The organism is Thiobaca trueperi (genome assembly GCF_004342175.1).
Lineage (GTDB): Bacteria > Pseudomonadota > Gammaproteobacteria > Chromatiales > Chromatiaceae > Thiobaca > Thiobaca trueperi.
In genome coordinates this window covers 179,443-204,783 of the sequence record NZ_SMAO01000009.1, presented here as the reverse complement: position 1 = coordinate 204,783, position 25,341 = coordinate 179,443, and the positions used below count along the sequence as shown (strand labels likewise).

General features: G+C 62.5%; 30 protein-coding genes and 1 other RNA gene. 17 read left to right on the top strand and 14 right to left on the bottom strand.

Annotation, left to right across the window (positions count from 1 at the left end):
• Positions 1–251: 251 nt before the first annotated feature.
• Positions 252–455 (top strand): hypothetical protein, encoded by a 204-nt coding sequence (locus tag EDC35_RS16240; RefSeq protein WP_132978293.1) that lies wholly within the window; start codon positions 252–254, stop codon positions 453–455.
• 36 nt (positions 456–491) lie between these two features.
• Here EDC35_RS16240 and EDC35_RS16235 read toward each other — a convergent pair whose 3' ends face one another.
• Both EDC35_RS16235 and EDC35_RS16230 read right to left on the bottom strand, forming a co-directional pair.
• Entirely contained in the window at positions 492–902 is a 411-nt protein-coding gene (locus EDC35_RS16235; RefSeq protein WP_132978292.1) for an HIT family protein, read from the bottom strand.
• Between the two features lie 57 nt (positions 903–959).
• The gene (locus tag EDC35_RS16230; RefSeq protein ID WP_132978291.1) at positions 960–1,328 is read right to left on the bottom strand and encodes a hypothetical protein; all 369 of its coding nucleotides are present in this window, start codon (positions 1,326–1,328) and stop codon (positions 960–962) included.
• Between the two features lie 292 nt (positions 1,329–1,620).
• Here EDC35_RS16230 and dapC point away from each other — a divergent pair, with 292 nt between their 5' ends.
• From dapC to dapE, 5 genes are all read left to right on the top strand, one after another.
• The gene (gene dapC, locus EDC35_RS16225; RefSeq protein ID WP_132978290.1) at positions 1,621–2,835 is read left to right on the top strand and encodes a succinyldiaminopimelate transaminase; all 1,215 of its coding nucleotides are present in this window, start codon (positions 1,621–1,623) and stop codon (positions 2,833–2,835) included.
• 5 nt (positions 2,836–2,840) lie between these two features.
• Positions 2,841–2,999: a hypothetical protein gene (locus tag EDC35_RS16220; protein WP_207896275.1), complete on the top strand. Its 159-nt coding sequence runs from the start codon at positions 2,841–2,843 to the stop codon at positions 2,997–2,999.
• Between the two features lie 30 nt (positions 3,000–3,029).
• Positions 3,030–3,851, top strand: a complete 822-nt coding sequence (dapD, locus tag EDC35_RS16215) for a 2,3,4,5-tetrahydropyridine-2,6-dicarboxylate N-succinyltransferase (RefSeq protein WP_132978289.1) — start codon at positions 3,030–3,032, stop codon at positions 3,849–3,851.
• Positions 3,852–3,980: 129 nt separating this feature from the next.
• Complete coding sequence (locus EDC35_RS16210; protein ID WP_132978288.1) at positions 3,981–4,343, top strand: ArsC family reductase; 363 nt, start codon at positions 3,981–3,983, stop codon at positions 4,341–4,343.
• Entirely contained in the window at positions 4,343–5,476 is a 1,134-nt protein-coding gene (dapE, locus tag EDC35_RS16205; RefSeq protein ID WP_132978287.1) for a succinyl-diaminopimelate desuccinylase, read from the top strand. Before EDC35_RS16210 ends, dapE begins: the two co-directional genes overlap by 1 nt.
• On the opposite strand, the gene EDC35_RS16200 is transcribed toward dapE, so the two are convergent.
• From EDC35_RS16200 to ffs, 9 genes are all read right to left on the bottom strand, one after another.
• Positions 5,433–7,751 (bottom strand): putative bifunctional diguanylate cyclase/phosphodiesterase, encoded by a 2,319-nt coding sequence (locus tag EDC35_RS16200; RefSeq protein ID WP_165903458.1) that lies wholly within the window; start codon positions 7,749–7,751, stop codon positions 5,433–5,435. The two genes, dapE and EDC35_RS16200, sit on opposite strands and share 44 nt — an antisense overlap.
• 127 nt (positions 7,752–7,878) lie before the next feature.
• Positions 7,879–8,148 carry a cell division topological specificity factor MinE gene (gene minE, locus EDC35_RS16195; RefSeq protein WP_132978285.1) on the bottom strand — a complete coding sequence of 90 codons (270 nt, stop codon included), beginning with the start codon at positions 8,146–8,148 and terminating at the stop codon, positions 7,879–7,881.
• A 3-nt stretch (positions 8,149–8,151) separates the two neighbouring features.
• A complete protein-coding gene (minD, locus tag EDC35_RS16190) occupies positions 8,152–8,961 on the bottom strand; it encodes a septum site-determining protein MinD (RefSeq protein WP_132978284.1) in 810 nt (269 codons plus the stop codon).
• 43 nt (positions 8,962–9,004) lie between these two features.
• Positions 9,005–9,796: a septum site-determining protein MinC gene (gene minC / locus EDC35_RS16185; RefSeq protein WP_132978283.1), complete on the bottom strand. Its 792-nt coding sequence runs from the start codon at positions 9,794–9,796 to the stop codon at positions 9,005–9,007.
• Positions 9,797–9,930: 134 nt separating this feature from the next.
• Positions 9,931–10,275, bottom strand: a complete 345-nt coding sequence (locus EDC35_RS16180; RefSeq protein WP_132978282.1) for a histidine triad nucleotide-binding protein — start codon at positions 10,273–10,275, stop codon at positions 9,931–9,933.
• A 146-nt stretch (positions 10,276–10,421) separates the two neighbouring features.
• Positions 10,422–11,018, bottom strand: coding sequence for a recombination mediator RecR (gene recR, locus EDC35_RS16175; RefSeq protein ID WP_132978281.1), 597 nt, complete (start codon positions 11,016–11,018; stop codon positions 10,422–10,424).
• A gap of 11 nt (positions 11,019–11,029) precedes the next feature.
• Positions 11,030–11,353: a YbaB/EbfC family nucleoid-associated protein gene (locus EDC35_RS16170; protein WP_132978280.1), complete on the bottom strand. Its 324-nt coding sequence runs from the start codon at positions 11,351–11,353 to the stop codon at positions 11,030–11,032.
• Between the two features lie 277 nt (positions 11,354–11,630).
• Positions 11,631–13,274: a DNA polymerase III subunit gamma/tau gene (gene dnaX, locus EDC35_RS16165; RefSeq protein ID WP_132978279.1), complete on the bottom strand. Its 1,644-nt coding sequence runs from the start codon at positions 13,272–13,274 to the stop codon at positions 11,631–11,633.
• Positions 13,275–13,411: 137 nt separating this feature from the next.
• Positions 13,412–13,508: signal recognition particle sRNA small type (gene ffs, locus EDC35_RS16160), an RNA gene on the bottom strand.
• 215 nt (positions 13,509–13,723) lie between these two features.
• Between ffs and cysB the strand changes: the two genes are divergently transcribed.
• The 11 genes from cysB (at position 13,724) to EDC35_RS16105 (ending at position 22,101) form a co-directional block, all read left to right on the top strand.
• Complete coding sequence (cysB, locus tag EDC35_RS16155) at positions 13,724–14,665, top strand: HTH-type transcriptional regulator CysB (RefSeq protein ID WP_132978278.1); 942 nt, start codon at positions 13,724–13,726, stop codon at positions 14,663–14,665.
• A 258-nt stretch (positions 14,666–14,923) separates the two neighbouring features.
• Positions 14,924–15,289 (top strand): 4a-hydroxytetrahydrobiopterin dehydratase, encoded by a 366-nt coding sequence (locus EDC35_RS16150; protein WP_132978277.1) that lies wholly within the window; start codon positions 14,924–14,926, stop codon positions 15,287–15,289.
• 30 nt (positions 15,290–15,319) lie between these two features.
• Positions 15,320–16,213: an alpha/beta fold hydrolase gene (locus EDC35_RS16145; protein ID WP_132978276.1), complete on the top strand. Its 894-nt coding sequence runs from the start codon at positions 15,320–15,322 to the stop codon at positions 16,211–16,213.
• A gap of 97 nt (positions 16,214–16,310) precedes the next feature.
• Complete coding sequence (gene menB / locus EDC35_RS16140; RefSeq protein ID WP_132978275.1) at positions 16,311–17,171, top strand: 1,4-dihydroxy-2-naphthoyl-CoA synthase; 861 nt, start codon at positions 16,311–16,313, stop codon at positions 17,169–17,171.
• 15 nt (positions 17,172–17,186) lie between these two features.
• Complete coding sequence (locus tag EDC35_RS16135; protein WP_243651736.1) at positions 17,187–17,507, top strand: nucleotidyltransferase domain-containing protein; 321 nt, start codon at positions 17,187–17,189, stop codon at positions 17,505–17,507.
• Entirely contained in the window at positions 17,500–17,931 is a 432-nt protein-coding gene (locus EDC35_RS16130) for a HEPN domain-containing protein (RefSeq protein ID WP_132978274.1), read from the top strand. Before EDC35_RS16135 ends, EDC35_RS16130 begins: the two co-directional genes overlap by 8 nt.
• A gap of 35 nt (positions 17,932–17,966) precedes the next feature.
• Entirely contained in the window at positions 17,967–18,863 is an 897-nt protein-coding gene (menA, locus tag EDC35_RS16125) for a 1,4-dihydroxy-2-naphthoate octaprenyltransferase (protein ID WP_207896282.1), read from the top strand.
• Entirely contained in the window at positions 18,860–19,915 is a 1,056-nt protein-coding gene (gene menC, locus EDC35_RS16120; protein ID WP_341539446.1) for an o-succinylbenzoate synthase, read from the top strand. Before menA ends, menC begins: the two co-directional genes overlap by 4 nt.
• Positions 19,908–20,771: a peptide chain release factor N(5)-glutamine methyltransferase gene (prmC, locus tag EDC35_RS16115; RefSeq protein WP_132978273.1), complete on the top strand. Its 864-nt coding sequence runs from the start codon at positions 19,908–19,910 to the stop codon at positions 20,769–20,771. The genes menC and prmC overlap by 8 nt, the downstream gene beginning before the upstream one ends.
• Positions 20,772–20,940: 169 nt before the next feature.
• The gene (locus EDC35_RS16110) at positions 20,941–21,348 is read left to right on the top strand and encodes a hypothetical protein (RefSeq protein ID WP_132978272.1); all 408 of its coding nucleotides are present in this window, start codon (positions 20,941–20,943) and stop codon (positions 21,346–21,348) included.
• Positions 21,349–21,354: 6 nt separating this feature from the next.
• Complete coding sequence (locus EDC35_RS16105) at positions 21,355–22,101, top strand: HesA/MoeB/ThiF family protein (protein ID WP_132978271.1); 747 nt, start codon at positions 21,355–21,357, stop codon at positions 22,099–22,101.
• A gap of 46 nt (positions 22,102–22,147) precedes the next feature.
• On the opposite strand, the gene EDC35_RS16100 is transcribed toward EDC35_RS16105, so the two are convergent.
• Genes EDC35_RS16100 through EDC35_RS16090 form a run of 3 tightly spaced genes read right to left on the bottom strand, consistent with a single transcriptional unit; the run spans position 22,148 to position 25,341 of the window.
• The gene (locus tag EDC35_RS16100; protein WP_207896273.1) at positions 22,148–23,602 is read right to left on the bottom strand and encodes a TrkH family potassium uptake protein; all 1,455 of its coding nucleotides are present in this window, start codon (positions 23,600–23,602) and stop codon (positions 22,148–22,150) included.
• Entirely contained in the window at positions 23,602–25,005 is a 1,404-nt protein-coding gene (trkA, locus tag EDC35_RS16095) for a Trk system potassium transporter TrkA (protein ID WP_132978270.1), read from the bottom strand. The genes EDC35_RS16100 and trkA overlap by 1 nt, the downstream gene beginning before the upstream one ends.
• 42 nt (positions 25,006–25,047) lie before the next feature.
• Entirely contained in the window at positions 25,048–25,341 is a 294-nt protein-coding gene (locus tag EDC35_RS16090) for an RnfH family protein (RefSeq protein ID WP_132978269.1), read from the bottom strand.

The following is a 25,341-nucleotide window of genomic DNA, read 5'->3' as shown; positions in this document are numbered from 1 at the left end:
GGCTCACGCTTCTATAAACTCCGTTGATCAAAACTCCGTGTCAATCCTTGGGAACAGAACATACAAGGTTGGGGTGAGTTTACGAACCCCAACAATTCTCCGGCATGATGTTGGGATTCGCTCTCGCTCATCCCAACCTACGGTCCTAACTGGCGGTTAAAGAGTGGACCCCGCAGACGGCACGGCGCTCATTCCGTTACGTCATGTCTGTGGAGCCGCTTAACCGACGCCCATCTTGGAGTAAATCTGAAATGCCTGATTTAAGAGTGGCACGCAATAAAGTAAGGCTATTAAGATCGCATCAAATTGAAGACCCGGCATCAACGCTGCCGCAAGAAGAACTTCTTGCCAGCGTCTGGGAATTAACAGAAGAAATATACTCGCTCGCAGGTCACTACGATGCTCAATCAAGACTACAAAGAAATGTTGTCTTTGTTAATAGAAGGGAAAGTTGAATTCATATTGGTTGGCGCTTATGCGCTTCAACTGATTCAATCCGGCTGATTCAGCAAAGCGTCTCGAATCGCCATGACCTCCTGCCCGGTGTACTCCCGAACCGTCTCCAGATGACCCCATACCGGTTTGGGCCAGCAGGCATCGCCAGGACGGCGGCCAATGACATGAATGTGCAGCGGCGGAACCAGATTGCCGATCCAGGCCACATTCACCTTGGGATAGCCCAGATCGGCGGTCAGATAGTCCGACACGCGCCGGCAATCGGCCAGCACCGCCTCGCGTTGATCCGGCGGCAGATCCAGCAGGTTGCTCAAATCGGTCTCAGGAACCAGGATGAACCAGGGAACGGACCCATTGCGATGGAGCAGCAGATGGGTCGCGGACAGACGACCGAGCCGGTGGCAGTCGGCAAGAAGCTGCGGGTGGAGTGAAAAAGTCGGAGTCATATCGAGCCTGCGTCGAAACCGTGACGCGCCAGCGCCCGTACAGGACGCTGGCCCCTGTCACCACTGCTGATACAGAGAATTGGCATAGAGCCCCCCGCTGACCGCACCAAAGGTCTGCATGACGCCCCGGAATGCCGCCGTGCCCGCCCCGGCCCTGCCGGCCATCATGCTACCCGCGACCGTCGTCTCGGCGAATGCGGTGCCAGCGAACCACGAATACAGCGGCAGAATCAGGCCATTGGTCACGACGCCCGCGATCACCGCACCGCCCAGCGCGCCCGCCGTGATCATCAGGGCGTAGGTATGATCGACTGATGAGTCGGAGGCGGCGGGCGTTTGCGGCGGCATCTCGGCCAGGGCATCCAGTGAAGTGACCGCAAGCATGGCGGCGATCAGCGTCAGGCGTGAACGGGATGAGCAGTTCATCGGCATTCCTCCAGGATTGAAAACCATCAACAGGGACATTGAAACCCGCTCGTCCAGGCCATCCGGCCAGCGCCTGGGCGATCTCGTGGCGCATGACGACGCGCGACCGGCTTTATCGTGCGATGCAGAAACATGAAGCGCCTCGCTCGGTTCAGTGGATGTCGTTTCGGTTTGACTTCCCAACAGGCCAGGGTCTGGCGTCCCATGAGGCGCCCGATTGCCTTTATACTGCGATCCTTTGACTGAGCAACGCGGTCTGACTGGACGGCGTCAGAGACAGGCAACACCAGCAATGAATCCGGATTTGGGACGTCTTCAGTCTTACCCTTTCGAGAAGCTCGCCCTGCTCAAGCAGGGTATCGAACCGCCGCGCGGGCGCGATCATCTCGCGCTCTATATCGGCGAGCCCCGGCACCCCACGCCCACGCTCATCACCGAGGCGCTGATCGCGCATCTGCACCAACTGGCGGTCTATCCCACCACGCGCGGTCTGCCTGCGCTGCGCGAGTCGATTGCCGGCTGGCTGACCCGCCGCTTCCGGCTCGCGCCCGCTGGCGATCTCGGGATCGACCCCGAGCGCCAGATCCTGCCGGTCAATGGCACACGTGAGGCGCTCTTTGCCTTTGCACAAGCCATCATCGACCGCTCGCAAGACCCGCTGGTGCTGATGCCCAATCCCTTCTATCAGATCTACGAGGGCGCGGCGCTGCTGGCGGGGGCCGAGCCGCGCTATCTGGCGTGCCGGGCGGAAAACGGCTTCATCCCGGATTTCGATGCCGTGGACGCGGCGACCTGGCAACGCTGCCAGTTGCTCTATGTCTGCTCGCCGGGCAATCCCACCGGGGCGGTCTTCGACCGGGCGACCTTTGCGCGTCTCATCGAACTGGCCCACACCCATGATTTCGTGATTGCCTCGGACGAGTGCTATTCCGAACTCTATCAGGATGAGAACGATCCGCCACTGGGGTTGCTCCAGGTCGCGGCGGAGCTGGGTCATCGCGACTTCGGGCGCTGCGTCGTTTTCCATAGTCTGTCCAAGCGGTCCAATGCGCCGGGGCTGCGCTCGGGCTTCGTGGCCGGTGACGCCGCGATCATGGAACGCTTTTTCGCCTATCGCACCTATCATGGCTGCGCCATGCCGCTGCCGACACAGCACGCGAGCCTCGCCGCCTGGAACGACGAGGGCCATGTGCGCGAGAATCGCCGGCTCTATCGCGAGAAATTCGACGCCGTGCTCGATCTTCTCGATGGCGTGCTGCCGGTTGCGCGTCCGCCAGCGGGTTTTTATCTCTGGCCGGAAACGCCGGTCGCGGATACCGAATTCGCCCGCCGGCTCTATGCCGAGGAAAATCTCACCGTGCTGCCCGGCAGTTTTCTCTCGCGCACCGTCGCGGGCGACAATCCGGGCGCCAACCGCATCCGGCTGGCGCTGGTGCCGCCGCTGGACGAATGCATCGACGCCGCGCAGCGCATCCGGCGCTGTAGGGGCGAATTCATTCGCCCCTGACTCCCATGCCAATCCAGATACGACAGAGCACCAGCGCCGAGACTCCAGCCGAGCACGCCGATGCCTGGATGGTCCAGGCGCTCGAACCGGGACTCATTGGGCCGGTTCGGGGTCAGGTCAGGTGCGCCGATGCACTCGGCGACCCCCGGCACTGGCAGGAATAATCCTTTACTTTCAACCGATACGGAAAAAACATGAGCGATCAACAAAGCATCATCGTCGAAGCCTTCGAGCGCCGCGCCGACATCACCCCCCGCAATGTCGAAACCCATGTCCGCGATGCGGTGCAGGATGTCATCGAACGTCTCGACCGGGGCGAGCTGCGGGTCGCCGAAAAGCGCGACGGCGACTGGATGGTCAATGAGTGGATCAAGAAGGCGGTGCTGCTGTCGTTCCGCATCGAGGACAACAGTTTCATCAAGGGCGGCTTCACCAATTATTACGACAAGGTCGCGTCCAAGTACGCCGACACCAATTCGCGCGAATTCCGCGAGAGCGGCGTGCGTATCGTGCCGCCAGCGACCGCGCGCAAGGGTTCCTATATCGCCCCGAGCTGCGTGCTCATGCCCTCTTATGTGAACATCGGCGCCTATGTCGATTCGGGCACCATGGTCGATACCTGGGCCACGGTCGGTTCCTGCGCCCAGATCGGCAAGAACGTGCATCTCTCCGGCGGCGTCGGCATCGGCGGCGTGCTGGAGCCGGTGCAGGCCGCGCCGACCATCATCGAGGACAACTGTTTCATCGGCGCACGCTCCGAGGTCGTCGAGGGCGTGATCGTCGGCGAGGGCGCGGTCATCTCGATGGGCGTCTACATCGGCCAGAGCACCAAGATCTACAACCGCGAGACCGGCGAGATCACCTATGGTCGCATCCCGCCCGGTGCCGTGGTCGTCTCCGGCAACCTGCCGGCGAAGGACGGCAGCCACAGTCTCTACTGCGCGGTCATCATCAAACAGGTCGATGAGCGCACGCGCGGCAAGGTCGGAATCAACGAGCTGCTGCGCGACATTTAAGGCATTCAGGAAAATGGACAGGATTCACAGGATTTTTCAAGATTGACAGGATTCAGAAAACAATGGCTTGCCTCCTGTGAATCCTGCGAAATCCTGTTCATCCTGTCTATTCGAGGCGTGTCATCCGGTATGAGCCTTTCAGGAAGTCCCCCAACGCTCTACGGCATCACTAACTGCGACACGGTGAAAAAGGCCCGCCGCTGGTTGGATGACCGGAGCATCGCTTACATCTTTCACGACTACAAAAAACAGGGGCTGGACGCTGGCATCCTGCGCGCCTGGGTGGACGAACTCGACTGGGAAACCCTGCTGAACCGTCGCGGCACCACCTGGCGCAGGCTGCCCGAGTCGGTGCGCGAGGGGTTGGACCGGGAGGGCGCGATCCGGGCCATGCTGGAGAATCCATCGCTCATCCGCCGCCCCGTACTCGACACCGGTGCCGCGCGCCATGTCGGTTTTTCCGAGAGCCAGTATCAGGAGTTGTTCGGCTGATGTCGCCTACCCTCGCCCTTGCCTGCGATCTCATCGCGCGCCCTTCGGTCACGCCGGACGATGCCGGCTGTCAGGCCTTGATGGCCGAGCGACTTGCCGCCATCGGTTTTCGCATCGAGCACCTGCCCTTCGGCGAGGTCAGCAATCTCTGGGCGCGGCGGGGCGAGACGGGGCCGCTCTTCTGTTTTGCCGGGCATACGGATGTCGTCCCCACCGGCCCGCTCGATCAATGGACTTCGGATCCTTTCGTTCCGACCATTCGCGACGGTCTGCTCTTCGGTCGCGGTGCGGCGGACATGAAAGGCTCAGTGGCGGCGATGGTCACGGCGGCTGAGTCCTTCGTGGCGGCGCATCCCGGCCATCGGGGCTCCATCGCCTTTCTCATCACCAGCGACGAGGAAGGACCGTCGGTCGATGGGACGGTCAGGGTGATCGAACGGCTCGAAGAGCGGGGCGAGAAGATCGATTACGCCCTGGTCGGTGAGCCGTCGAGCAGCGAACGGCTGGGCGACACCATCAAGAACGGTCGGCGCGGCAGTCTGTCGGGCTGGCTGCGGATACAGGGCAAGCAGGGCCATGTCGCCCATCCGCACCGCGCGAAAAATCCCTTTCATGCCAGCGCCCCGGCACTGGCTGCGCTCTGCGCCGAGGTCTGGGACGCGGGCAACGATTATTTTCCGCCGACCAGCTTCCAGATCGCCAATCTGAACATGGGCACGGGCGCAGACAACGTGATTCCCGGCCATCTGGACGCGCAGTTCAATCTGCGTTTCTCGACCGAACTGACCCCTGAAACCATCCAGGCGCGGGTCAGACAGATCCTCGATGCCGGCGGTTTCGACTATGACCTGAGCTGGCGACTGTCGGGCAAGCCTTTTTTAACCCCAGCCGGGGAACTGGTCGCCGCCACCCGCGCGGCCATCCGCGCCGTCCAGGGGATCGAGACCGAACTCTCAACCAGCGGCGGCACCTCGGATGGGCGCTTCATCGCCCCGACCGGGGCTCAGGTGCTGGAGCTGGGTCCGCTCAATGCCAGCATCCATCAGATCGACGAATGTGTCGGCATCGCGGATCTCGACCAGCTCTCTGTTATCTATTGCCAGATTCTGCAACGTCTGCTGGTGGCGGCCTGAAGCGGGACAGCTCATCCAGGGTCAACGGCTGGCTGAAGAGATAGCCCTGGAACGCCTGGCAGGCGTGTGCCTGCAGAAACCGCTTCTGCGACTCGGTCTCCACCCCGGCGGCAATGACCTCCAGCCCCAGCGCATCGCCTAAGACGATCACGCTGCGGGCGATGGCGGCGGCCTTGGGATCGGTGAGCAGATCGCGCACAAACGAGTGGTCCAGCTTCAATTGATCCAGCGGGAGACGGATGAAATCGGCCAGCGAGGAATAGCCAGCACCGAACCGATCCAGCGAAAAACGCACGCCACGCGCCTTGAGCGCCTCCATCCGCGCCAGTATCTTTTCGGGATCCTGCAACAGCAGTCCTTCGCCCAGTTCCAGTTTGAGCCGACGCGGATCGGCGCCGGTCCGGTCCAGGATCGTCAGGATCCGCTCGACAATGTTCGTATCGCGAAACTGGCGGGCGCTGAGATTGATCGAGATGGTCAGTTCCGCCCACTCCGGATCGCGCGACCAGGCATTGAGCTGCGCACAGGCGGACTCCAGCACCCAGTCGCCGAGCGGCAGGATCAGGCCGGACTCTTCGGCCAGCGGGATGAAGTCATGGGCGCTGACCATCATCCGCCGTGGGTTCGCCCAGCGCACGAAGGCCTCGGCGCCGATGATCTGACCGGCGCCGTCAACCTGCGGCTGATAATGCAGGACGAAATGCCCCAGTCCGATGTCTTCCCGCAGGTCGCGCTTGAGCAGCAGGCGCGCATCGACCGATGCCTGCATGGCAGGGTCGAAGAAGCGCAGCGTATTGCGCCCGCTCTGCTTGGCCCGATACATCGCCATATCCGCCCGGTTAAGCAACTCGTCGGGGTTCGCCTGATGTCCATCGAAGAGGACGATGCCCATGCTGGGTGTGCTGTCGTGCCGGTGCTCGCCGAGCTGGTAGGGCTGCCCCAGCGCCGCCTGGAGCTTGGCGCCAAGATCAGCGGCGCGGATCTCGGCAGCGCTGGCGTCTCCGCTCAGATCCTCCAGCATGACCACGAACTCGTCGCCGCCCAGACGCGCGACCGTATCGATCTCGCGCACGCTCTGACACAGCCGCCGTGCCACCTCCTGGAGCATCAGATCGCCAACGGCATGGCCGAGGCTGTCATTGAGCTGTTTGAAGCGGTCCAGGTCGATAAAGACGAGCGCGCCGAAGCGCCGCGAGCGCTCGCTGGCGACGAGTGCGTGATGCAGACGGTCGAGCAGCAGGCGTCGGTTGGGCAGTCCGGTGAGGGCGTCATAGAAGGCGAGATGCTGAACGGCCTCTTCGGCGGCCTTGCGCCCGGCGATATCGATATCGACGCCGATCATGCGTTTCGGCTCGCCGTTCGCCGTGCGTTCGATGAGCTGGGCGCGCGTCAGGAACCATTTGTAGCGACCGTCGCGGCAACGCAGCCGCTGCTCGGCCTCGTACAGCGGTGATTCGCCATCCAGATAGCGTTTGAGCGTGGCGATCACGGCTGGCCGGTCATCCGGATGGACGCGGTTTTTCCATTCTTCGATGCTCAGACCGATCTCGGATTCGGCATAGCCCAACATCGTTTTCCAGTGCCGCGAGTAGAACACCTGATCGATTTCCATATCCCAGTCCCACAGCCCCTGGCCGGTCCCATCCAGCGCAAAGCGCAGACGCCGCTCATTGATCTGGATCAGGCGTTTCTGCTCGTCGGCCTGTAAACGCAGCCGGATACTTTCGCCCAGCGAACGCTCGATGCGGGTGGCCGTGACGATCAGAAAGATCAGCAGGACCAGCAGGATGATGCCCATCGCCAGACTGAGGGTGGCTGGCTCCAGTAAAAACCGGATGGCGGCTGGCGCCAGCATGGGCACGACGAACAGGAGCGCCGTTCGCCGGTCGATCGACAGGGCGGTGATCGCAGCGGCGCCGATGCCGGCCAGGGCAAAGCCGACGAATGACTGATAGACCGGATCGCCGGACTGACAGAGGATGAGTCCGCCGAGCCCCCAGTTCAGACCGCCCGCCAGTACCGCCAACCGGAAACGGCGCAGCCAGCGGTGAGCCGATGCGGCGTCCGGCACACGGCGGAAGGACCAAACCAGGGCCGCGCACCCAGTCAGCACGGCACCCAGGACGGTCAGCCAGGCCAGCAGCACTTCCGGCGGCACCAGATTCCAGTGCACGACGACCAGCACCAGCCCCGTCACCGCACTGGCCGCCAGCAAAGCAGGCAGTGCGGCATCGAGAAAGCGGATCTTTTCCGTGGCGAACTCAGGTGTGTTCACATGGCGATCATCCCTGCATGCATGGGCCAACCAAGACATCGGCCCGATCAGTTCAAAATCGTTCAGGCCACTCCGATCAGGAAGCACGGTGACGGGCCATCGGCCCCTCAGGCTGGATAAACCAAATTCAAATGCGGTGCTTGCCCGTGTCCGGCAGGATGATGTTGAGTTCCAGCACCTCGTGCGACTCTTCCTGCTCGTAATTCACCGAAACCGCGCTCAGATCCACATCGACATATTTACGGATCACCTCCAGGATTTCCTGCTGCAACTTGGGTAGATAAGAGGGACAGCCGCGTGCGGCGCGGTCGTGGGCCACCAGAATCTGTAGCCGCTCCTTGGCGACATTGGCGGTCCCCTTCTGCTGGGTGGAACGGAAATAGTCGAGCAGGCCCATGGGTTACCCTCTGAATAAGCGGCTCAACAAGCCCTTCTTCTCCGCATGAAGGAACCGGTGAGGCACCTCCTCCCCCAGATAGCGCGCCACCATGTCGCCATAGGCTTGTCCGGCGTCGCTGTCCCGATCCAGGATCACCGGAATACCGGCATTGGAGGCCGTCAGAACGGCCTTGGACTCGGGAATGATGCCGAGCAGGTTCAGCGCCAGAATCTCCTGCACGTCATCGACACTGAGCATTTCGCCGCTTTCGACCCGATGTGGATCGTAGCGGGTCAGCAGGAGAAATTCGCGGATGGGTTCGGCATTGGTTTCGGCGCGCCGCGACTTGCTCGACAGGATGCCGAGCATGCGATCGGAGTCGCGTACCGAGGACACCTCCGGGTTGGTCACCACGATGGCGTCGTCGGCATAGTACATGGCCATGGTGGCGCCATGCTCGATCCCGGCGGGCGAATCGCAGACGATGAAGTCGTAGGTCTGGGACAGCTCTTCGAGCACCCGTCCCACGCCTTCCTTGCTCAATGCGCCTTTGTCGCGGGTCTGCGAGGCCGGCAGCACATAGAGATGGTCGCAGCGTTTGTCGCGAATCAGCGCCTGATTGAGATTGGCCTCCTGATTGATGACATTGATGAAGTCATACACGACTCTGCGCTCGCAGCCCATGATGAGGTCCAGGTTGCGCAGGCCGACATCGAAATCGATGACCACCGTGCGTTTGCCGCGCTGGGCCAGCCCCATGGCCAGAGCGGCGGACGTGGTCGTCTTACCGACCCCGCCCTTCCCCGAGGTAATGACAATAATTCTCGACAAAATCGCACCCTCCTTAAAGGGATCTGTTCCGTTACTTAAGCCGTTAAATTTTCTCGATGCGCAGGATTTTCTGATCCAGAAAGATCTGCACCGGAACGCCCCGCAATTCCTTCGGAATGTGCTCGCTGACCCGATAATGTCCCGCAATCGAAACCAGTTCCGCCTGAAGATCCAGACAGAAGATGCGCGCGTCGAGGTTGCCGTTCATGCCCGCCAGCGCCCGTCCGCGCAGCGGGCCATAAATATGGATATTGCCATCCGCCATCAGCTCCGCCCCCGAGCTGACGGCGGCGGTGATGGAGAGATCGCCGCCCGCCGCATAGACCCGCTGTCCCGAGCGTACCGGGCGCGTGACCAGCATGAAACCCGAGTTGATACGCCGCACAGTTGCCACCCCAGGCGATGCATCGGACTGTGTGGTCGCAGAGAGAACCGCCGCCACCGCAGCCGGGTCGGCTGCCGTCGCGGCGTCAGCGGTCTTGGTTTTGCGCGCATAGGAATCGCGCAGAATGGCCAGATCCAGCGCCTCGGCAATGGCGTTCTGTGCCGGATTGCCGCCACGCACCCCGAAGGGAATCATGCCATAACCGCGCAGCAGTCCCACCAGCAGCGGGAATTCGGCCTCGCCCACGCCTTCCGGGAGACCGCTCAGATCGATCACCACCGGCGTATTGTGAAAAAACTCGGGTGCCGTCTCAACCTTCTCGCCCAGTTTGGCCGCAAGCGCCTCGATATTGGCGTTGAGCAGATAGATCACCGGCAGCATGAAATTCGCCGCCTTGAGATCGAAGCCAGCGGCTGCATCGGCTTCAGGATATTTGGGATTCACGGCCATGGTTATGCACTGCTCCGGCGTCGCATGCTCTGGATGTCCTGCCGCTCACCAAATGGACAGGATTAACAGGATTTTTCAGGATTCACAGGATTAAAAAGCATGAAAAATCCTGTCAATCCCTTTTATTTTCAGCATCATCCGGGCGGCCACTGCAAGGGGCGTCCGCCCAGGACATGCAGATGCAGATGAAAGACGGTCTGGCCCGCCCCCGCATTGCAGTTGACCACCGTCCGGTAGCCGCTCTCTGCAATGCCTTCCTGCGCCGCGACCTTGGCCGCCGCCAGAAACAGCCTGCCAAGCAGCTCGGTATCCTCCGGCTGCGCATCGTTCAGGGTTGGGATGGGCTTGCGCGGGATCACCAGGACATGCACCGGCGCCTGCGGATTGACATCGCGAAAGGCGACGACCTCCGCATCCTCATAAATGATGTCGGCGGGGATGTCGCCGGACAGGATCCTGCTGAAAATGGTCTCTGACATATCAAAGTTTCCTCGAAAGCGCCTAATGCAAGAGTACTGATGTTTCGAGACCGTCTCCGATCATTGTCGTTGTCGTTGTCGTCGGCTTGCGAAACTTCGACAACGACAACGACAGCGAATGGCTTCGGTATTTCCAGGGTGCTGCACTAAAGCGCGCGGCGACCTGAGAAAGCCAGCGCCAGCGTTCCCCCGTCCACATACTCCAGCTCGCCCCCCAGGGGCACGCCGTGGGCAATGCGCGTGACTCTGACCCCGTGACGGGCGGCGCTGTCGGCGATGTAATGCGCCGTCGCGCTGCCTTCCACGGTCGGACTGATGGCAAGGATCAACTCACTGACCGGTTCGTCATGCAGTCGGCTTTCGAGCACGTCCAGTCCCAGTTCGTCGGGACCGATGCCGTCCAGCGGCGAGAGCCGACCACCCAGCACGAAATACAGCCCGCGAAAGTCGGTCGCCTGCTCAATGGCGACGATCTCGGACGGCTGCTCGACCACGCACAGCAAACCGGCATCACGTCGCGGATTGGCGCAGATGCCGCAAAGCTCGTGCTCGCTCAGGGTCCGGCAGCGCCGACAGCGCTGGATGCGGAGCATGGCGTCCGCCATGATCTGCGCCAGACGGGCGCCGCCTTCACGGTTGCGCTCCAGCAGATGAAAGGCGATCCGCTGCGCCGATTTGGGACCGACACCCGGCAGACAGCGCAGGGCATCGATCAACTGATTCAGCAGTGAGCGTTCAGTCACGTCCGGGCGCGTTAAAAGGGCAGCTTCATGCCGGGCGGCAGCGGCATGCCGGCGGTCAGTTCGGCCATGCTTTCCTTGGCCTTTTCGGCCACGCGCTGGGTCGCGCCATTGAAGGCGGCGGTGATAAGGTCTTCCAGCATCTCTTTATCGTCGCCCATCAGCGACGGATCGATCTCGACCCGCTTGACCTGATATTGGCCGTTGATGGTGATCTTGATCAGACCGCCGCCCGCTTCGCCAACCACTTCTTCCTGCGCCAGACGCAATTGTGCCTGCTGCATTCCTTCCTGCATCTTCTGCGCCTGCTTGAGCAGACCACCCAGTCCAGCTTTCATCGCGTTCTACCTCGTTGATGGTGTTAAACCGCGTCCAGCGCGATATGCGTTATTTTCAGTTTGTGTCTGGCTTTGCGGATGTCAGCGGCCTCAGTGGAGGCGCGGTTTAAGACATTAAATATAACTTTAAACCGCGTCCCCACTGCTGTTGGTGACACCCTCAAGGTTCAACACAAACTGAAAATTACGCCTGTCGCACTGGACGCGGTTTAACATGATTAAAAACAGTATGATAAACAACCCTGTTAATCCTGTTAATCCTGTCAAAAATTCAGGATCAATCGGCTGGTGCAATAGTCCCCGGCACCCAGTCGGCATCGAACCGCTCGCGTAACTGTGCGGCGAGCGGGTCGGCGCGCATCGTCTCTTCAGCGAGTTGCTGCCGTTCATCGGCCTCGCGCACCCGGCGCTGGGCCAGGGTTTCCTGCTGCGGTCGCGCGACCTGAATATCGAGCCTGACCGGCCCGCCCAGCGCCTGTTCCAGCGCCTCGCGCAGCCGGGTCTCGGCGCTGGCGACCCGCAGATTCTCGGCGGTCGGGTCCAGGGTCAGCGCCAGCCGTCCGTCCGCCCACTCCAGAAAGCCGCAATGGTGCGCGAGCTGACTGGGGATCCCGCGCAACGGCAGTCGCGCCACCAGGTGCTGCCAGTCAGCATGGGATGTCAGACGTACCGACTCGACGGAGACGGCGGGCGGGGGCGCCGGATTCGGCACCGCCGCCCGACGCGGCGCATTCGGCCCGGTTCCGGGAACGGCTGGCGGAGCGGCGTCGCTGACGGGCGGTACAGAGCGTTCGAGCGCACGCGGTGCAGGCGGCGCCGACAGGGTATCCGCGGCAGCGACCGGACGAAAGGCCAGCGCCCGCAGCAGCACCATCTCGAATCCGGCGCGGGGATCGGGCGCAAGCGGCAGGTCACGCTGTCCGGTCAGGGCCACCTGATAAAACAACTGCACATCCTCGGCAGGCATCGCGGCGGCGAGCGCCGCCAGCCGCGCCTGATCGGGATCATCCGCCGCCAGACTTCCCGGCACCTGCTGAACCAGCGCCAGCCGGTGCAGCAGCACGATCAATTCACGCAGCAGTTCGCCGAAATCGGGCGTCAGAGCAGCGACCCGCTCGACCTCGGCCAGCAGCCGCGCACCATCGGCGGCTGCCAGTGCATCCAGCAGATCCAGCAGCAGATCGCCGCTGACGGTGCCGAGCATGGCCCGCACCTCGTCCTCGGCCACCCGCCCGCCACTGAAGGCGATGGCCTGATCCAGCAGGCTCAGACCGTCGCGCATGCTGCCATCGGCGGCGCGGGCGAGCAGCGGCAGAGCCGCCGGCTCGAACGCCACACCCTCAACCTCCAGCACATGACGCAGACGGTCGCCGATCTCGCCCGGCAGCAGACGGCGCAGATTGAATTGCAGGCAGCGCGAGAGGACCGTGACCGGCACCTTCTGCGGATCGGTCGTCGCCAGCAGAAATTTCACATGCGGCGGCGGCTCTTCCAGGGTCTTGAGGAGCGCATTGAAGCTGTGCGAGGAGAACATGTGCACCTCGTCGATCAGGTACACCTTGAAACGCGCACGCGCCGGGGCATAAGGGACGTTATCGAGCAGTTCGCGGGTCTGATCGACCTTGGTGCGCGAGGCGGCATCGACTTCCAGCAGATCGACGAAGCGCCCGCCATCGATCTCAAGACAGGCCGAGCAGACGCCACAGGGTTTGGAACTGACGCCCTGCTCGCAATTCAGCGCCTTGGACAGAATGCGCGCCAGCGTGGTCTTGCCGACACCGCGCGTGCCGGTGAAGAGATAGGCGTGATGAAGCTGGTCGCGGTCGAGCGCATTGGAGAGCGCACGCACGACATGCTGTTGTCCGACCAGATCATCGAAGGACTTGGGGCGCCATTTGCGGGCGAGCACCTGATAGGACATGCGCGACTTGGAGTGGCGGAATAAGGATTGGCAGCGGATGCCTGAATGGGCGCGAGTGTAACAGAAGGCGCACCACACTCAACGACCAACTGCCGCTCGACAGCCTGACGGACACGATGACGATGGAGGGCGGCGGCTGACGCCAGCCACACCCCGGCACACGCATCAACCGCTGCGGCTGCTCCCTTCCGGGCCTGACCGGGTTCACGGTATCGCGTTGCGAGGGGACCGACGCCGGCCACCATAACGCAGACTCTCCGGGCAGCCCGGAGATGAGCGGCGCAGAGTAACAAAGCGCGTCAGAGAAGACAAATGCGATGAGGCATGCGCCGTGTTCAGACGGCGGACGCGGCAGTGCGCTCAAGACTGACGGGGTTCCCGGAATCAGCGGCCCATCGTCAGGCCGGATTGAGATAACCTTGGAGCAGACTTCAATCCGGCCTGTCACCATGAATCTACAGCAATTGCGCTATATCAATGAAGTGGCGCGCCAGGGGCTCAATGTCTCAGTGGCGGCGGAGGCGCTCTTTACCTCGCAGCCGGGGGTTTCCAAGCAGATCCGTCTGCTTGAGGATGAACTGGGGATCGAGATCTTCCGGCGTCAGGGCAAGCGGCTGGTTGCCATCACTGAGCCGGGGCGGCATGTGCTGGCGATTGCCGCACGCATGCTGGGCGATCTGGACAATCTGCGTCAGGTCGGCGCGGAGTTCGGCAACGAGGCGACGGGCAATCTGTGCATCGCCACCACGCATACTCAGGCGCGCTACGTCCTGCCGCGCGTCATCCATGATTTCATCGCGCGCTATCCGCTGGTACAGCTCTCACTGCAACAGGGCAATCCGCGTCAGGTGTGTGAACGGGTGCTGGCGGGCGAGGCCGATCTGGCAATCGCGACCGAATCCATCGGCGATTACCCTGAACTGGTGAGCCTGCCCTGTTACGAGTGGAATCGCTGCGTGATCGCGCCGCTGCATCATCCCATTCTGGACGTGCAGCCACTCAGTCTGGAAGAGATCGCCCGCTGGCCGATCGTGACCTATGATTCAGCCTTCACCGGTCGCAGCCAGATCAACCGGGCCTTCCAGAATCTGGGTCTCGAACCGCGCGTGGTCCTGACCGCTGTCGATTCGGATGTCATCAAGACCTATGTGAAAATGGGTCTGGGCATCGGCATCATCGCGCGGATGGCCTACGATGTGGAAACCGACAGCGGCATCGGCATGCTGGACGCCGCCCATCTCTTCGATGCCAGCGTCACCCATCTCGGCATTCGGCGCAAAGCCTGGCTGCGCGGCTATCTTTACGACTTCATTGAGGGCTTCGCCCCGCACCTGACGCGCAAGGTGGTCGATCTGGCGATGAGCGGAGAGGGCAGCCAGTACGCGATTTGAACCGCGCTTAAACCGCGCCCGGCACGGTATGCGATCTTTGTGGATCGGGTCGGCCCTGGCAGACTCAAGGATTACCGGAGCTGGCGCGGTTTAAGATATTAAAAAATATAAAATTTTAAACCGCGTCTCCACTGATGTCGTTGATTTCCCCAGAGCTAGACACAAATTGAAAATTACGCCTATCGCACTGGACGCGGTTTAATGATTTAAAAATCCTGTCCATCCTGTTAATCCTGTCCATTCAATGAGGCGAGGATCATGTCCACCACACAGCCCCATGACCCGGAAGACATCCGGCGCCGGATTCAGACCGAACTCCCGCACTGGCGCTATGAAGACGGGCAGCTCTGCCGTCAGTACCGCACCGGCGGCTGGAAAGGCACGCTGATGGCGGTCAATGCTGTCGGACATCTCGCCGAGGCCGCCTGGCATCACCCCGATCTTGCCGTTTCCTACGACAGCGTGACGGTCAAACTCTCGACCCACAGCGTCAAGGGCGTCACCGACCGCGATTTCGAACTGGCGCGCCGGATCGAGGACCTGCTGATGTGGCGGCCCGCTCCTGACAGCGCACTGGAAGGCACGCCGGACGATCCCCGTTTCAAATATATCGAATACGATTAACCCGGCCACGACAGCAGGTATCCACCCCGCATGGACAACTTTGAATCGTTACAAAACCGGCTCGCCGATCCTGACAGCCAGTTTCTCGACGCCAACGGCTTCAGGATTCATTACAAACGGCTCGGCAGCGGCCCGACGCTGATTCTCCTGCTGCATGGCAGTTTTCTGAGTCTGCGTTCCTGGAGTCAGGTCATACAGCCGCTGGCGGAACAGGCAACCGTGGTAGCCTTCGACCGTCCGGTCTGCGGCCTGACCTCGCGCCCGCTCCCCAAGGGCAAAGGCGACGCGCTCTACAGCGCGGATGCCCAGAGCGATCTGGTGGCGGCCCTGATCGACAAGCTGGGTTTCGAGCAGGCGATCCTGATCGGCAACTCCACCGGCGGCACCATCGCCCTGCTGACCGCGCTGCGGCATCCCGAGCGGGTGCGCGGACTGGTGCTGGTCGGCCCCATGATCTACAGCGGCTATGCGACCAGTCAGGTGCCGACGCCCATGCTCGCCGTCATGAAGGGACTGCGCCCCCTGTTTTCGCGCCTCATGAAGGTCATGATCGCCAGACTTTACGACAAGGCGATCCGCAAGTTCTGGTTTCGACAGGAGCGGCTGTCCGATGCCATGCTCGCCACCATCAAGGCCGATTTCATGATCGGCCCCTGGGATCAAGCCTTTTTTGAATTGTTTCTGGCGACCCGACACCTTGGTCTGGACACCCGGCTCCAGTCGCTGTCGCTCCCGACGCTGGTCGTGACTGGCGAGCATGATCGGGCGGTGAAGCCCGAAGAAAGCGTGCGTCTGGCCAATGAATTGCCCGGCGCGGTCCTGGAGATCATCCCCGATTGCGGTCATCTCCCGCAGGAAGAAAGGCCGGATGCCTTTGTGACGGCGATCGGGACATTCCTGCATCAATCCGGACTGCTGGGTTGAGCCGTGACTCACCCGGATCGTCAATCGGCGTGCGTTTGCGGCTAGAATCCCGCGTCCGATTTCCATCCAATGAGGTACAGAGGTGTCTTTAGAGAACATGCAACAAACCGACGCACGTCCAGTGATCGACCAAACCCCCATCGCTTGGACGACGCCTGCGGATTGCCGCTATCAGGACATCCTCTACCATCAGGCCGAGCGGATCGCCAGAATCACCATCAACCGGCCCGAGGTGCGCAACGCCTTCCGTCCGCAGACGGTGCGCGAGCTGATCGACGCCTTTCACCGCGCCCATCTGGATCCCGAGATCGGCGTCATCATTCTCACCGGCGCGGGTGAGCTGGCCTTCTGTTCGGGCGGCGATCAGCGGATTCGCGGTCACGCGGGTTATCAGGACGAGGCCGGCATCGAGCATCTGAACGTGCTGGAGCTGCAACGTCAGATCCGCACCCTGCCCAAACCGGTGGTGGCAATGGTGGCGGGTTATGCCATCGGCGGCGGTCATGTGCTGCATCTCATCTGCGACCTGACCATCGCCGCCGACAACGCCCGCTTCGGCCAGACCGGCCCCAGGGTCGGCAGCTTCGACGGCGGCTTCGGCGCCGGACTCATGGCGCGCACGGTCGGGCTCAAAAAGGCCAAGGAGATCTGGTTCCTGTGCCGCCAGTACGATGCACAGGAGGCGCTCGACATGGGTCTGGTCAATACCGTCGTGCCGCTGGCCGAACTGGAGGCCGTCACGATCGACTGGTGCCGGCAGATGAACCGGCTCTCGCCAACCGCGCTACGGGTGCTCAAATCGTCATTCAATGCCGATACCGACGGACTGGCCGGGATCCAGGAGCTGGCCGGCAATGCCACCGCGCTCTTCTATACCACTGAAGAGGGACAGGAAGGACGCAACGCCTTTCTCGACAAGCGCGAGCCGGATTTTCACCGGTTTCCACGGCGACCTTGAGTGGGGTTTGATGACGTGCAAAACATCGATTCTGATTTGTTGGCCGAGGCGGTGCGCCGCATCGTGCAGGCGGTTGAGCCCGAACAGATTCTGCTGTTTGGATCGCAGGCCTGGGGACATCCGACCGAAGATAGCGATATCGACCTTCTGGTTGTGCTCAAAGCAACGAATCAGCCGATGTATCGGCGTGCGCGGGAGATCTATCGCAGCCTGCGCGGCATTCGCCTGCCGATCGAGGTGGTTGTGCGAACCCGTGATGAAATGTCGCGCGCGGCGCTGACACCCACATCATTAGAGCGTCAGGCGATGGAGCAGGGACAGGTTCTGCATGGATGAGCATCAGGCGCTCCTCATCCATCAGTGGATGACCAAGGCAAACCATGATCTGCGCTCGGCACGCCGCCTCTACACGGACTCACCGCCTCTTCTCGACACGGCAGCCTATCACTGCCAACAGGCGGCGGAAAAAGCCCTGAAGGACTATCTGCTGCTGCACGATATTCCCTTCCGCAAAACGCATTTACTAGCCCCGTTACTGGCTGAATGCGAATCCCTGGATACAGAGTTTGGCATGCTTGCCGAGGCCACCGAGGTCTTGATCCCGTTCGCGACCGCTTTTCGCTATCCGGGCGATATGCTGGATCCTGAGCAGTCCGATGTCGCCGAAGCCATCACCCTGGCCGAGGCTGTGGTGGCATTTGTTTTGACGCGGATGCCTGAAACGCTGACTGGGGACATGCCCGGACGGACAGGCTGTTGAACGATTCGCCCATCACTCATCGACTCAAGCACCCCATGTCTGAACAGGTACTCTCACCCTTAACCCCGCTGACCCGCTGGCTCCTGGCCGCACGTCCCAAAACCCTGCCGCTCACCCTCGCCCCGGTGCTCGCCGGCATCGCACTGGCCTTCGCCGAAACCGGGCAGCTCGCGCTCATGACGGCACTCTGCACCCTGCTGGCAGCGATGGCGATCCAGATCGGCACCAATCTGCACAACGATGCCGCAGACTTCGAGCGTGGCACGGATACCCCCGACCGGCTCGGTCCGCCACGCGCGACGGCTCAGGGTTGGTTCAGCGCGCGGCAGGTCAAGACAGCGGCTCATCTCATGTTCGCCCTGGCGTTTCTGCTCGGGCTGTTGCTGCTCGTGCGCGGAGGCTGGCCGATCCTGGTCATCGGGCTGGCGTCGTTGGCCGCCGGTTACGCCTATACCAGCGGTCCACGCCCCATCGCCTATGGCCCTTTCGGTGAGATCCATGTGCTGCTCTTTTTCGGCATGGCGGCGGTGGGCGGCAGCTATTATCTTCAGGCGCTCACCTTCGGCTGGCATCCGCTGCTGACCGGATTCGCGCTTGGGCTGCCTGCCGCCGCCGTGCTGCTGGTCAACAATTACCGCGATCTGGAGACCGACTCTGCCGCCGGTCGCCGCACACTCTGTCATTATCTGGGCCGTTCGCGCGCCCGCTTCCTCTATGCGCTGCTGCTGCTGGCGCCGGTTCCCATTCTGATGTTTGCCGGCCTGCCTGGCGCCGGCTGGCCGCTGCTGGCCGCGTTGCCACTCGCCATCATCCTGAGCCTTGGCCTGTTTCGCGGGACTGACGGCGCGGCGCTCAATGTGCAGCTTGCCAGAACGGCGCTCTTTCAGGTCGTGCTTGTGGTCCTGATGGTTCTTGGTTTTCTGCTCCCTTGAATCAACTGATCGAGCGACTGCGGATCCATCCCTACGATCTGCCGCTGCGCCGGGCCTGGGGCAGTGCGCGCGGCGGCTTCGACCGGCGGCGCGGCTGGCTTCTGGAGATCAGCGCCGGGGGGCTGCATGGTTTCGGCGACTGCGCGCCTCTTCCAGCCGCCGGGACCGAGACCACGGATGCCGCCTGGAATGCACTCTGCCGGTTGCAGACCTGTGTCGCTGGCCGGACGCCCGACAACTGTCTGATGGAGATGAGTGACGCTCTGGCGGCGACCCCCGCCACCCGTTTTGCCCTGGATTGCGCGCTCTGCGATCTGAACAGCCGACGCCTGGATCTGCCGCTGCGCCGCTGGCTTGCGGACAGGGCTGAGGATCAGGTGCCGGTGAACGCCATGCTCGGCCCGCTCGAACGGATCACCCCGGCGGATCTCCAGATGGCCTGCGAGGCGGGTTTCAAGGTGCTCAAGATCAAGGTCGGGCTGGACGATCCCTCAACCGAGCTGGTCCGTCTCACTGATCTCGCCGGGCGGCTTCCGCCTGGAATCGCGCTGCGACTCGACGCCAACGGTGCCTGGTCCCCGGATGCCGCGAGACGCTGGATCGATGGTCTGGCCGGACTCCCCATCGAGTCCATCGAAGAGCCGCTGCAAGACCCCGATCCCGACCGGCTTGCCGCCTTGCAGGAGGGTGCGGACTTTCCGCTGGCGCGCGATGAATCGCTGCCGGCCTGGAGCGAACATTTCGATCCATCCGCGCTCGGCGTGCGACGGATCGTGCTCAAGCCAGCCGTCATCGGTGGTTTGGTGCGCAGCCGTTTAATCGCCGAACACGCCCTGGTGACTGGAATCCAGGTCGTCGTCACCAGTCTGGTGGAAAGCGCCGCCGGTCTCTGGCCGACCGCGCAACTGGCAGCCGCCATCGGTGGCCCCATCCCGCATGGTCTGGCGACCGCCGGCTGGCTGGCTGAAGACCTTGGCCCTGCACCGCAGCCAAGTGGCGGATGGATTCACCTGCCCCGGACAGCCGGCTCCGGATTTGCGCCCCATGTCTGATCGCACCGACCAGATTTTACGTCGCGCCGCCATTGCCCTGGCGTCACTCCCGGAGACGAATCCACGTCTCGAAGCCGAACTGCTGCTGACGCTGGCGACCGGCTGGTCGCGCGCGTCACTGCTGGCCTGGCCTGAACGCGAATTGGCGCCTCGGGACGCCGCAGTCTTCGATGATCTGCTCGCCCGCCGCCTGGACGGCGAGCCCATCGCCTATCTGCGTGGCCGGCAGGGATTCTGGACGCTCGACCTGCGGGTCACGCCCGCGACGCTCATTCCCCGTCCCGAGACCGAACTGCTGGTGGAAACGGCGCTGGTGCGGCTCGCTGCCGACGCCCCGCTGCGCATCGCGGATCTCGGCACCGGCAGCGGCGCCATTGCCGCCGCCCTGGCAAGCGAACGCCCCGGCTGGCAACTGATCGCAACCGACCGCTCGGCGTCGGCCCTGGCGGTCGCGCACGACAATTTCCGCGCCCTGCATCTCGACCGGGTCAGTGTCCTGCATGCCAACTGGCTCGCGGCCTTTGCGCCGGACAGCCTGGATGCCATTCTTGCCAACCCGCCCTATATCGCAGGCGACGATCCGCACCTTCAGCGGGGCGATCTGCGCTTCGAGCCCCGCCCGGCGCTAACCCCGGAAGGAGACGGACTGGACGCCATCCGCGTGATCGCCCGCGATGCCCGACGCTGTCTGCGATCCGGCGGATTGCTCATGGTCGAGCACGGTTACGACCAGGGAGCGGCCGTGCGGGCGATTTTCAGGGACGCCGGGTTGCAGCGGATCGAGACGCGGCGGGATCTGGCCGGCCAGGATCGCATCACGCTGGGCGATGACGGTTCAGTGAAGTCGTCTGACTGATTTGGGATCGAGTCGGCACCGCAAGGAAAAGACGGTAGACAACACCCTATGGATTGTAGAGGATAGGGGCGAGGACAAGCCGTACCACTCGCACGCCTGATCTCCGGGTTGCGTCAAACGGACGATTCGGCGCGCTTTTCTCACTCGCCACCAAACATAAAAAGATGCCATGGACACCCCAGACGCCGAACGCATCAAATATCGCGAAATCGCCTTTCAGGACATTCACCCCAACCCAAATCAGGCGCAGGCTGCGGCGCGTTTCCTGAACGATCTGGATGGCATCCTGAGCGTCGATCCCGTTTCGCCCACTCTGCTTCGTGTCAGCTACGACGTGCTGCGCACGACTCAGCGTGACATCGAGGAAGCACTGATCGAACTCGGCCTGCATCTGGACAACCGACTCTATCACCGCGTCAAACGCGCCCTGCACGAATACACGGAAGAAACCCTGCGCGCCAACTGCGGTTGCGGCGACGAAATCAACAGCACGCAGAGGCTCTTTGCCCGGCGTTACGAACTGATCGAGCATGGTTGTCGCGACGAGCGGCCCGAGCATTGGCGGCGGTATTTATAAGGCTCCATGAACGACGCCCAACTGCTGCGCTACAGTCGCCAGATTCTGCTGCCAAACTTCGATATCGCCGGACAGGAACGTCTGCGGACGGCCAGCGTGCTGGTCGTCGGGCTCGGTGGACTGGGCTCGCCTGTCGCACTCTATCTGGCTGCCGCCGGGGTCGGGCGGCTGCTGCTGGCCGACTTCGATGCGGTCGATCTCTCCAATCTGCAACGTCAGATTCTCCACACGACCGAGCGCATCGGAACGCCGAAGACCGATTCGGCCTGTCTCGCACTGCGTGCGCTGAACCCCGAGGTGGAGCTGATCCCGGTCAACCAGCGCCTGACCGCCGGGCGGCTGGCGGAACTGGTCGCCGAGGTGGATCTGGTGGTGGACGGCTGCGATAACTTCGCGACCCGCTTCGCCGTCAACGCCGCCTGTGTCACCGCCCGCGTCCCGCTCGTTTCAGGTGCGGCAATCCGGCTTGAGGGTCAGGTCACGGCCTTCTCGGGTCGCCCCGGCGATCCCTGCTATCAATGTCTCTATCCGCAGGACGGCCATCTCGATGAGACCTGCACGGCCAATGGCGTTCTGGCGCCGCTGGTGGGCATCATCGGCAGCGTCCAGGCAACCGAGGCCATCAAGATCCTGACCGGACTGGGTACGCCCCTGTTCGGGCGTCTGCTGCTGCTCGATGCCGCGACCATGGACTGGCGCCGCCTGCGTCTGCCGGTCGATCCGGACTGCCCGGTCTGTTCCGGGCGCGTCTGAATGACGGCAAGAGTCAGGGGCAACCCTGGCGCCACCCGGCGGAGGATCATTTGCGCCAGAACTGCGGCGTGAAGAGGATCAGCAGCGAGAAGACTTCCAGCCGTCCGAGCAGCATCGTGAAACTCAGCACCCAGATCTCGTAATCCGAGAGACTGCCGTAATTGGTTGCCGGCCCGACTAGGCCCAGCCCCGGTCCGGCGTTGTTGATGCAGGCGATGACGGCGGTGAAGGCCGAGATGAAATCCAGTCCACCGAGAATGAGCAGAAAGGTCATCGCCACAATGCTCATGAAATACAGAAAGATGAAGCCGAGAATGGCGACGACCACCCGGTTGGGGATGGGGATGCCGCTGATGGTGACCGGGGCGGCGAGGTTAGGATGAAGCAGTCGGGTGAGTTCACGCCCACTCTGACGCACCAGGATCAGGGTGCGGATCATCTTGATCCCGGCGCCGGTGGAGCCGGAACTGGCGGTGATCGAAGACAGAAACAGCATCCAGAAGGGCACGAAGATGGGCCACAGCGCATAGTCCGTGCTGACAAAGCCGCAGTCGGTGGCAATCGAGGTCAGGTTGAAGCTGACATGGCGCAGGACGGTCCAGAAACTGTCATAGACACCACCCCACCAGAGATAGACGGTGCAGCCGAGACAACTGAGAAAGAGCACCGCCAGAACCCCCCGCACCTCCGCATCGCGCCAGTAGGGCCGCAGACTGCGCTCACGCCAGACGGTGAAATGGGTCGCGAAATTGAGCGCCGCCAGCACCATGAAGACGATCAGCACCGCCTCAATGGCGGGTGAGTCGAAGGCGCCGACACTGGCGTCGCGGGTCGAGAAGCCGCCCAGGCTCAGGGCCGCGAAGGCGTGACAGATGGCGTCGAACCAGCCCATGCCGGTCCAGCGGAGACTCAGGGCGCAGGCCAGCGTCATCATGAAATAGACGCCCCAGAGCACGGCGGCGGTGTCGGCGATGCGGGCGGTGAGTTTGGCGTCCTTGATCGGGCCGGGCACCTCGGCGCGAAACAACTGCATGCCACCGACGCCGAGCATGGGCAGGATGGCGACCGCCAGCACGATGATGCCCATCCCGCCCAGCCAGTTGAGCGCATGGCGCCAGAGATTGACCGACGGCTCCAGGGTGTCGAGTCCAACCATGACGGTCGCCCCGGTCGTGGTCAGACCCGACATGGTCTCGAAGAAGGCGTCAGTGAAGGACATCGGCTGATGCAGCAGGAGCGGCACAGTAGCGATGCTGGACATCAGGATCCAGGCCAGGGCCACCAGGATAAAGCCATCACGCGCCTTCAGCTCCCGCTGATACGCCTGGGTCGCCAGCGTCAGCACACCGCCCGCCAGCAGACAGGCCAGCAGACTGACGATGAAGGTCAGCAGGGTGCCGTCACGATAGATGAGCGCGCAGACAATCGGCATGACATAGGCGATGCTGAAGACCATCAGCAGACGCCCCAGGATATGCGCGACCGACAGCAGCGCGTGCATCAGAAAAAGGCCAGTCCGACCTGAAAATAGCGTTCGACCTTGGGCACCAGTTCCTTGTGCGCGATGAAAATGATCACATGATCCTCCGGCTCGATGAGGGTATCGCCGTGCGCGATCAGCACCTGACCGAGCGGTGCACCCGGCGTATCCGGGCTGGGTCCGCGCACGACGGCGCCGATGGTTGCGCCCCGGGGCAGATCCAGTTCGCAGATGCGCCGACCGACCACCTTGGAGGTCGAGCGGTCGCCGTGGACCACGAATTCCAGCGCCTCCGCCGCCCCGCGTCGCAGACTGTGCACCGCCGCCACGTCGCCGCGCCGCACATGCGCCAGCAGCGAGCCGATCGAGATCTGCGCCGGGGAGATGGCGATATCGATGCGATCGGCCTGCAACAGATCGGCGTAGGCGCGCCGGTTGATGAGCGCCAATACCCGCCGTGCGCCCAGACTCTTGGCCAGCAGCGCGGCCATGATGTTGTTCTCGTCGTCGTTGGTCAGGGCGAGAAAGAAATCCATTTCATCGATGTTCTCGGCGGCGAGCAGCTTCTCGTCCGTCGCATCGCCATGCAGCACTAGCGTTCGATCCAGGGTCGCGCCGAGTCCCTTGGCCCGCAACTCGTCAAGCTCGATCAGCTTGACCTGATAGCGATCCTGCGCCGCGCCAGCCAGACGCGAGCCGATGTTGCCGCCGCCCGCAATCAGGATGCGCCGGGTGGGTTGGTCACGGTGACGCAACTCGCTCATGACTCGGCGAATATCGCGGGTCGCGGCCAGATAGAAGACCTCGTCGCCGGCCTCGATCAGGGTGTCGCCCTCGGGCACGATGGGCTGATCCCGGCGATAGATGGCGGCGATGCGGGCATCGATCTGCGGCAGGTGCTGGCGCAGGTCAGACACCGGCTTGCCGACCAGCGGCCCGCCCGGAACCGTGCGCGCGGCGACCAGACTGACCAGACCCTCGGCGAATTTGAGGACTTGCAGTGCCTCGGGGTATTCAATGAGTTTGAGCAGATAATCGGTGACGATCTGCTCGGGGCAGATACTGAAGTCGACGCAGAAATTTTTGTTGTCGAGCAGCTCGGGATGTTGCGTGTAATCGGACGAGCGCAGCCGCGCGATCTTGGTCGGGATCTTGAACAGGGTTTCAGCGGTGCGGCAGGCGCAGAGATTGGTCTGATCGCTCTGGGTGACCGCGATCAGCAGATCGGCATCCTCCGCGCCGGCCTGACGCAGCACCGACGGCAGCGCCGCATTGCCCACCACGGTGCGCAGATCCAGACGATCCTGCAACTGGCGCAGAAGTCCCACATCGGTATCGACCACATTGATTTCATTCGATTCTGAAACCAGGCTTTCGGCCACGGAACTGCCGACCTGGCCGGCGCCCAGAATGATGATCTTCACGCTTGCAGACCTTGCTTAAGTGATGAGCGATATTCATAGAGATCAGGATTTTTCAGACCGCGCCGCTGCCTGCTCTCCTTTGGCGAGCGCCTTCAGGGTTTTGGGATCCGCGATCAGCGGGCGATAGATCTCGACACGATCCCCATCTTCCAATCGGGTCTCCAGGGTACAGACTTTGCCGAAGACCCCGACCTTCTGCTGGGTCAAGTCGATTTCAGGAAATTGCGTGAGTATACCGGAGCGAGCAAGCGCGTCCTGAACGGTCGCGCCTTCCGGCATCTCGATGGTCAACCACACCTGTTTTTTGGCCAAAGCATACACAATACCGATATTCAT

Bases quoted from the DNA above. Each gene is read 5' to 3' on its own strand.
- EDC35_RS16240 (WP_132978293.1), top strand. From the start codon at position 252: ATGCCTGATTTAAGAGTGGCACGCAATAAAGTAAGGCTATTAAGATCG.
- EDC35_RS16235 (WP_132978292.1), bottom strand. From the start codon at position 902: ATGACTCCGACTTTTTCACTCCACCCGCAGCTTCTTGCCGACTGCCAC.
- EDC35_RS16230 (WP_132978291.1), bottom strand. From the start codon at position 1,328: ATGAACTGCTCATCCCGTTCACGCCTGACGCTGATCGCCGCCATGCTT.
- dapC (WP_132978290.1), top strand. From the start codon at position 1,621: ATGAATCCGGATTTGGGACGTCTTCAGTCTTACCCTTTCGAGAAGCTC.
- EDC35_RS16220 (WP_207896275.1), top strand. From the start codon at position 2,841: ATGCCAATCCAGATACGACAGAGCACCAGCGCCGAGACTCCAGCCGAG.
- dapD (WP_132978289.1), top strand. From the start codon at position 3,030: ATGAGCGATCAACAAAGCATCATCGTCGAAGCCTTCGAGCGCCGCGCC.
- EDC35_RS16210 (WP_132978288.1), top strand. From the start codon at position 3,981: ATGAGCCTTTCAGGAAGTCCCCCAACGCTCTACGGCATCACTAACTGC.
- dapE (WP_132978287.1), top strand. From the start codon at position 4,343: ATGTCGCCTACCCTCGCCCTTGCCTGCGATCTCATCGCGCGCCCTTCG.
- minE (WP_132978285.1), bottom strand. From the start codon at position 8,148: ATGGGCCTGCTCGACTATTTCCGTTCCACCCAGCAGAAGGGGACCGCC.
- minC (WP_132978283.1), bottom strand. From the start codon at position 9,796: ATGGCCGTGAATCCCAAATATCCTGAAGCCGATGCAGCCGCTGGCTTC.
- EDC35_RS16180 (WP_132978282.1), bottom strand. From the start codon at position 10,275: ATGTCAGAGACCATTTTCAGCAGGATCCTGTCCGGCGACATCCCCGCC.
- EDC35_RS16170 (WP_132978280.1), bottom strand. From the start codon at position 11,353: ATGAAAGCTGGACTGGGTGGTCTGCTCAAGCAGGCGCAGAAGATGCAG.
- dnaX (WP_132978279.1), bottom strand. From the start codon at position 13,274: ATGTCCTATCAGGTGCTCGCCCGCAAATGGCGCCCCAAGTCCTTCGAT.
- cysB (WP_132978278.1), top strand. From the start codon at position 13,724: ATGAATCTACAGCAATTGCGCTATATCAATGAAGTGGCGCGCCAGGGG.
- EDC35_RS16150 (WP_132978277.1), top strand. From the start codon at position 14,924: ATGTCCACCACACAGCCCCATGACCCGGAAGACATCCGGCGCCGGATT.
- EDC35_RS16145 (WP_132978276.1), top strand. From the start codon at position 15,320: ATGGACAACTTTGAATCGTTACAAAACCGGCTCGCCGATCCTGACAGC.
- menB (WP_132978275.1), top strand. From the start codon at position 16,311: ATGCAACAAACCGACGCACGTCCAGTGATCGACCAAACCCCCATCGCT.
- EDC35_RS16130 (WP_132978274.1), top strand. From the start codon at position 17,500: ATGGATGAGCATCAGGCGCTCCTCATCCATCAGTGGATGACCAAGGCA.
- menA (WP_207896282.1), top strand. From the start codon at position 17,967: ATGTCTGAACAGGTACTCTCACCCTTAACCCCGCTGACCCGCTGGCTC.
- prmC (WP_132978273.1), top strand. From the start codon at position 19,908: ATGTCTGATCGCACCGACCAGATTTTACGTCGCGCCGCCATTGCCCTG.
- EDC35_RS16110 (WP_132978272.1), top strand. From the start codon at position 20,941: ATGGACACCCCAGACGCCGAACGCATCAAATATCGCGAAATCGCCTTT.
- EDC35_RS16105 (WP_132978271.1), top strand. From the start codon at position 21,355: ATGAACGACGCCCAACTGCTGCGCTACAGTCGCCAGATTCTGCTGCCA.
- EDC35_RS16100 (WP_207896273.1), bottom strand. From the start codon at position 23,602: ATGCACGCGCTGCTGTCGGTCGCGCATATCCTGGGGCGTCTGCTGATG.
- EDC35_RS16090 (WP_132978269.1), bottom strand. From the start codon at position 25,341: ATGAATATCGGTATTGTGTATGCTTTGGCCAAAAAACAGGTGTGGTTG.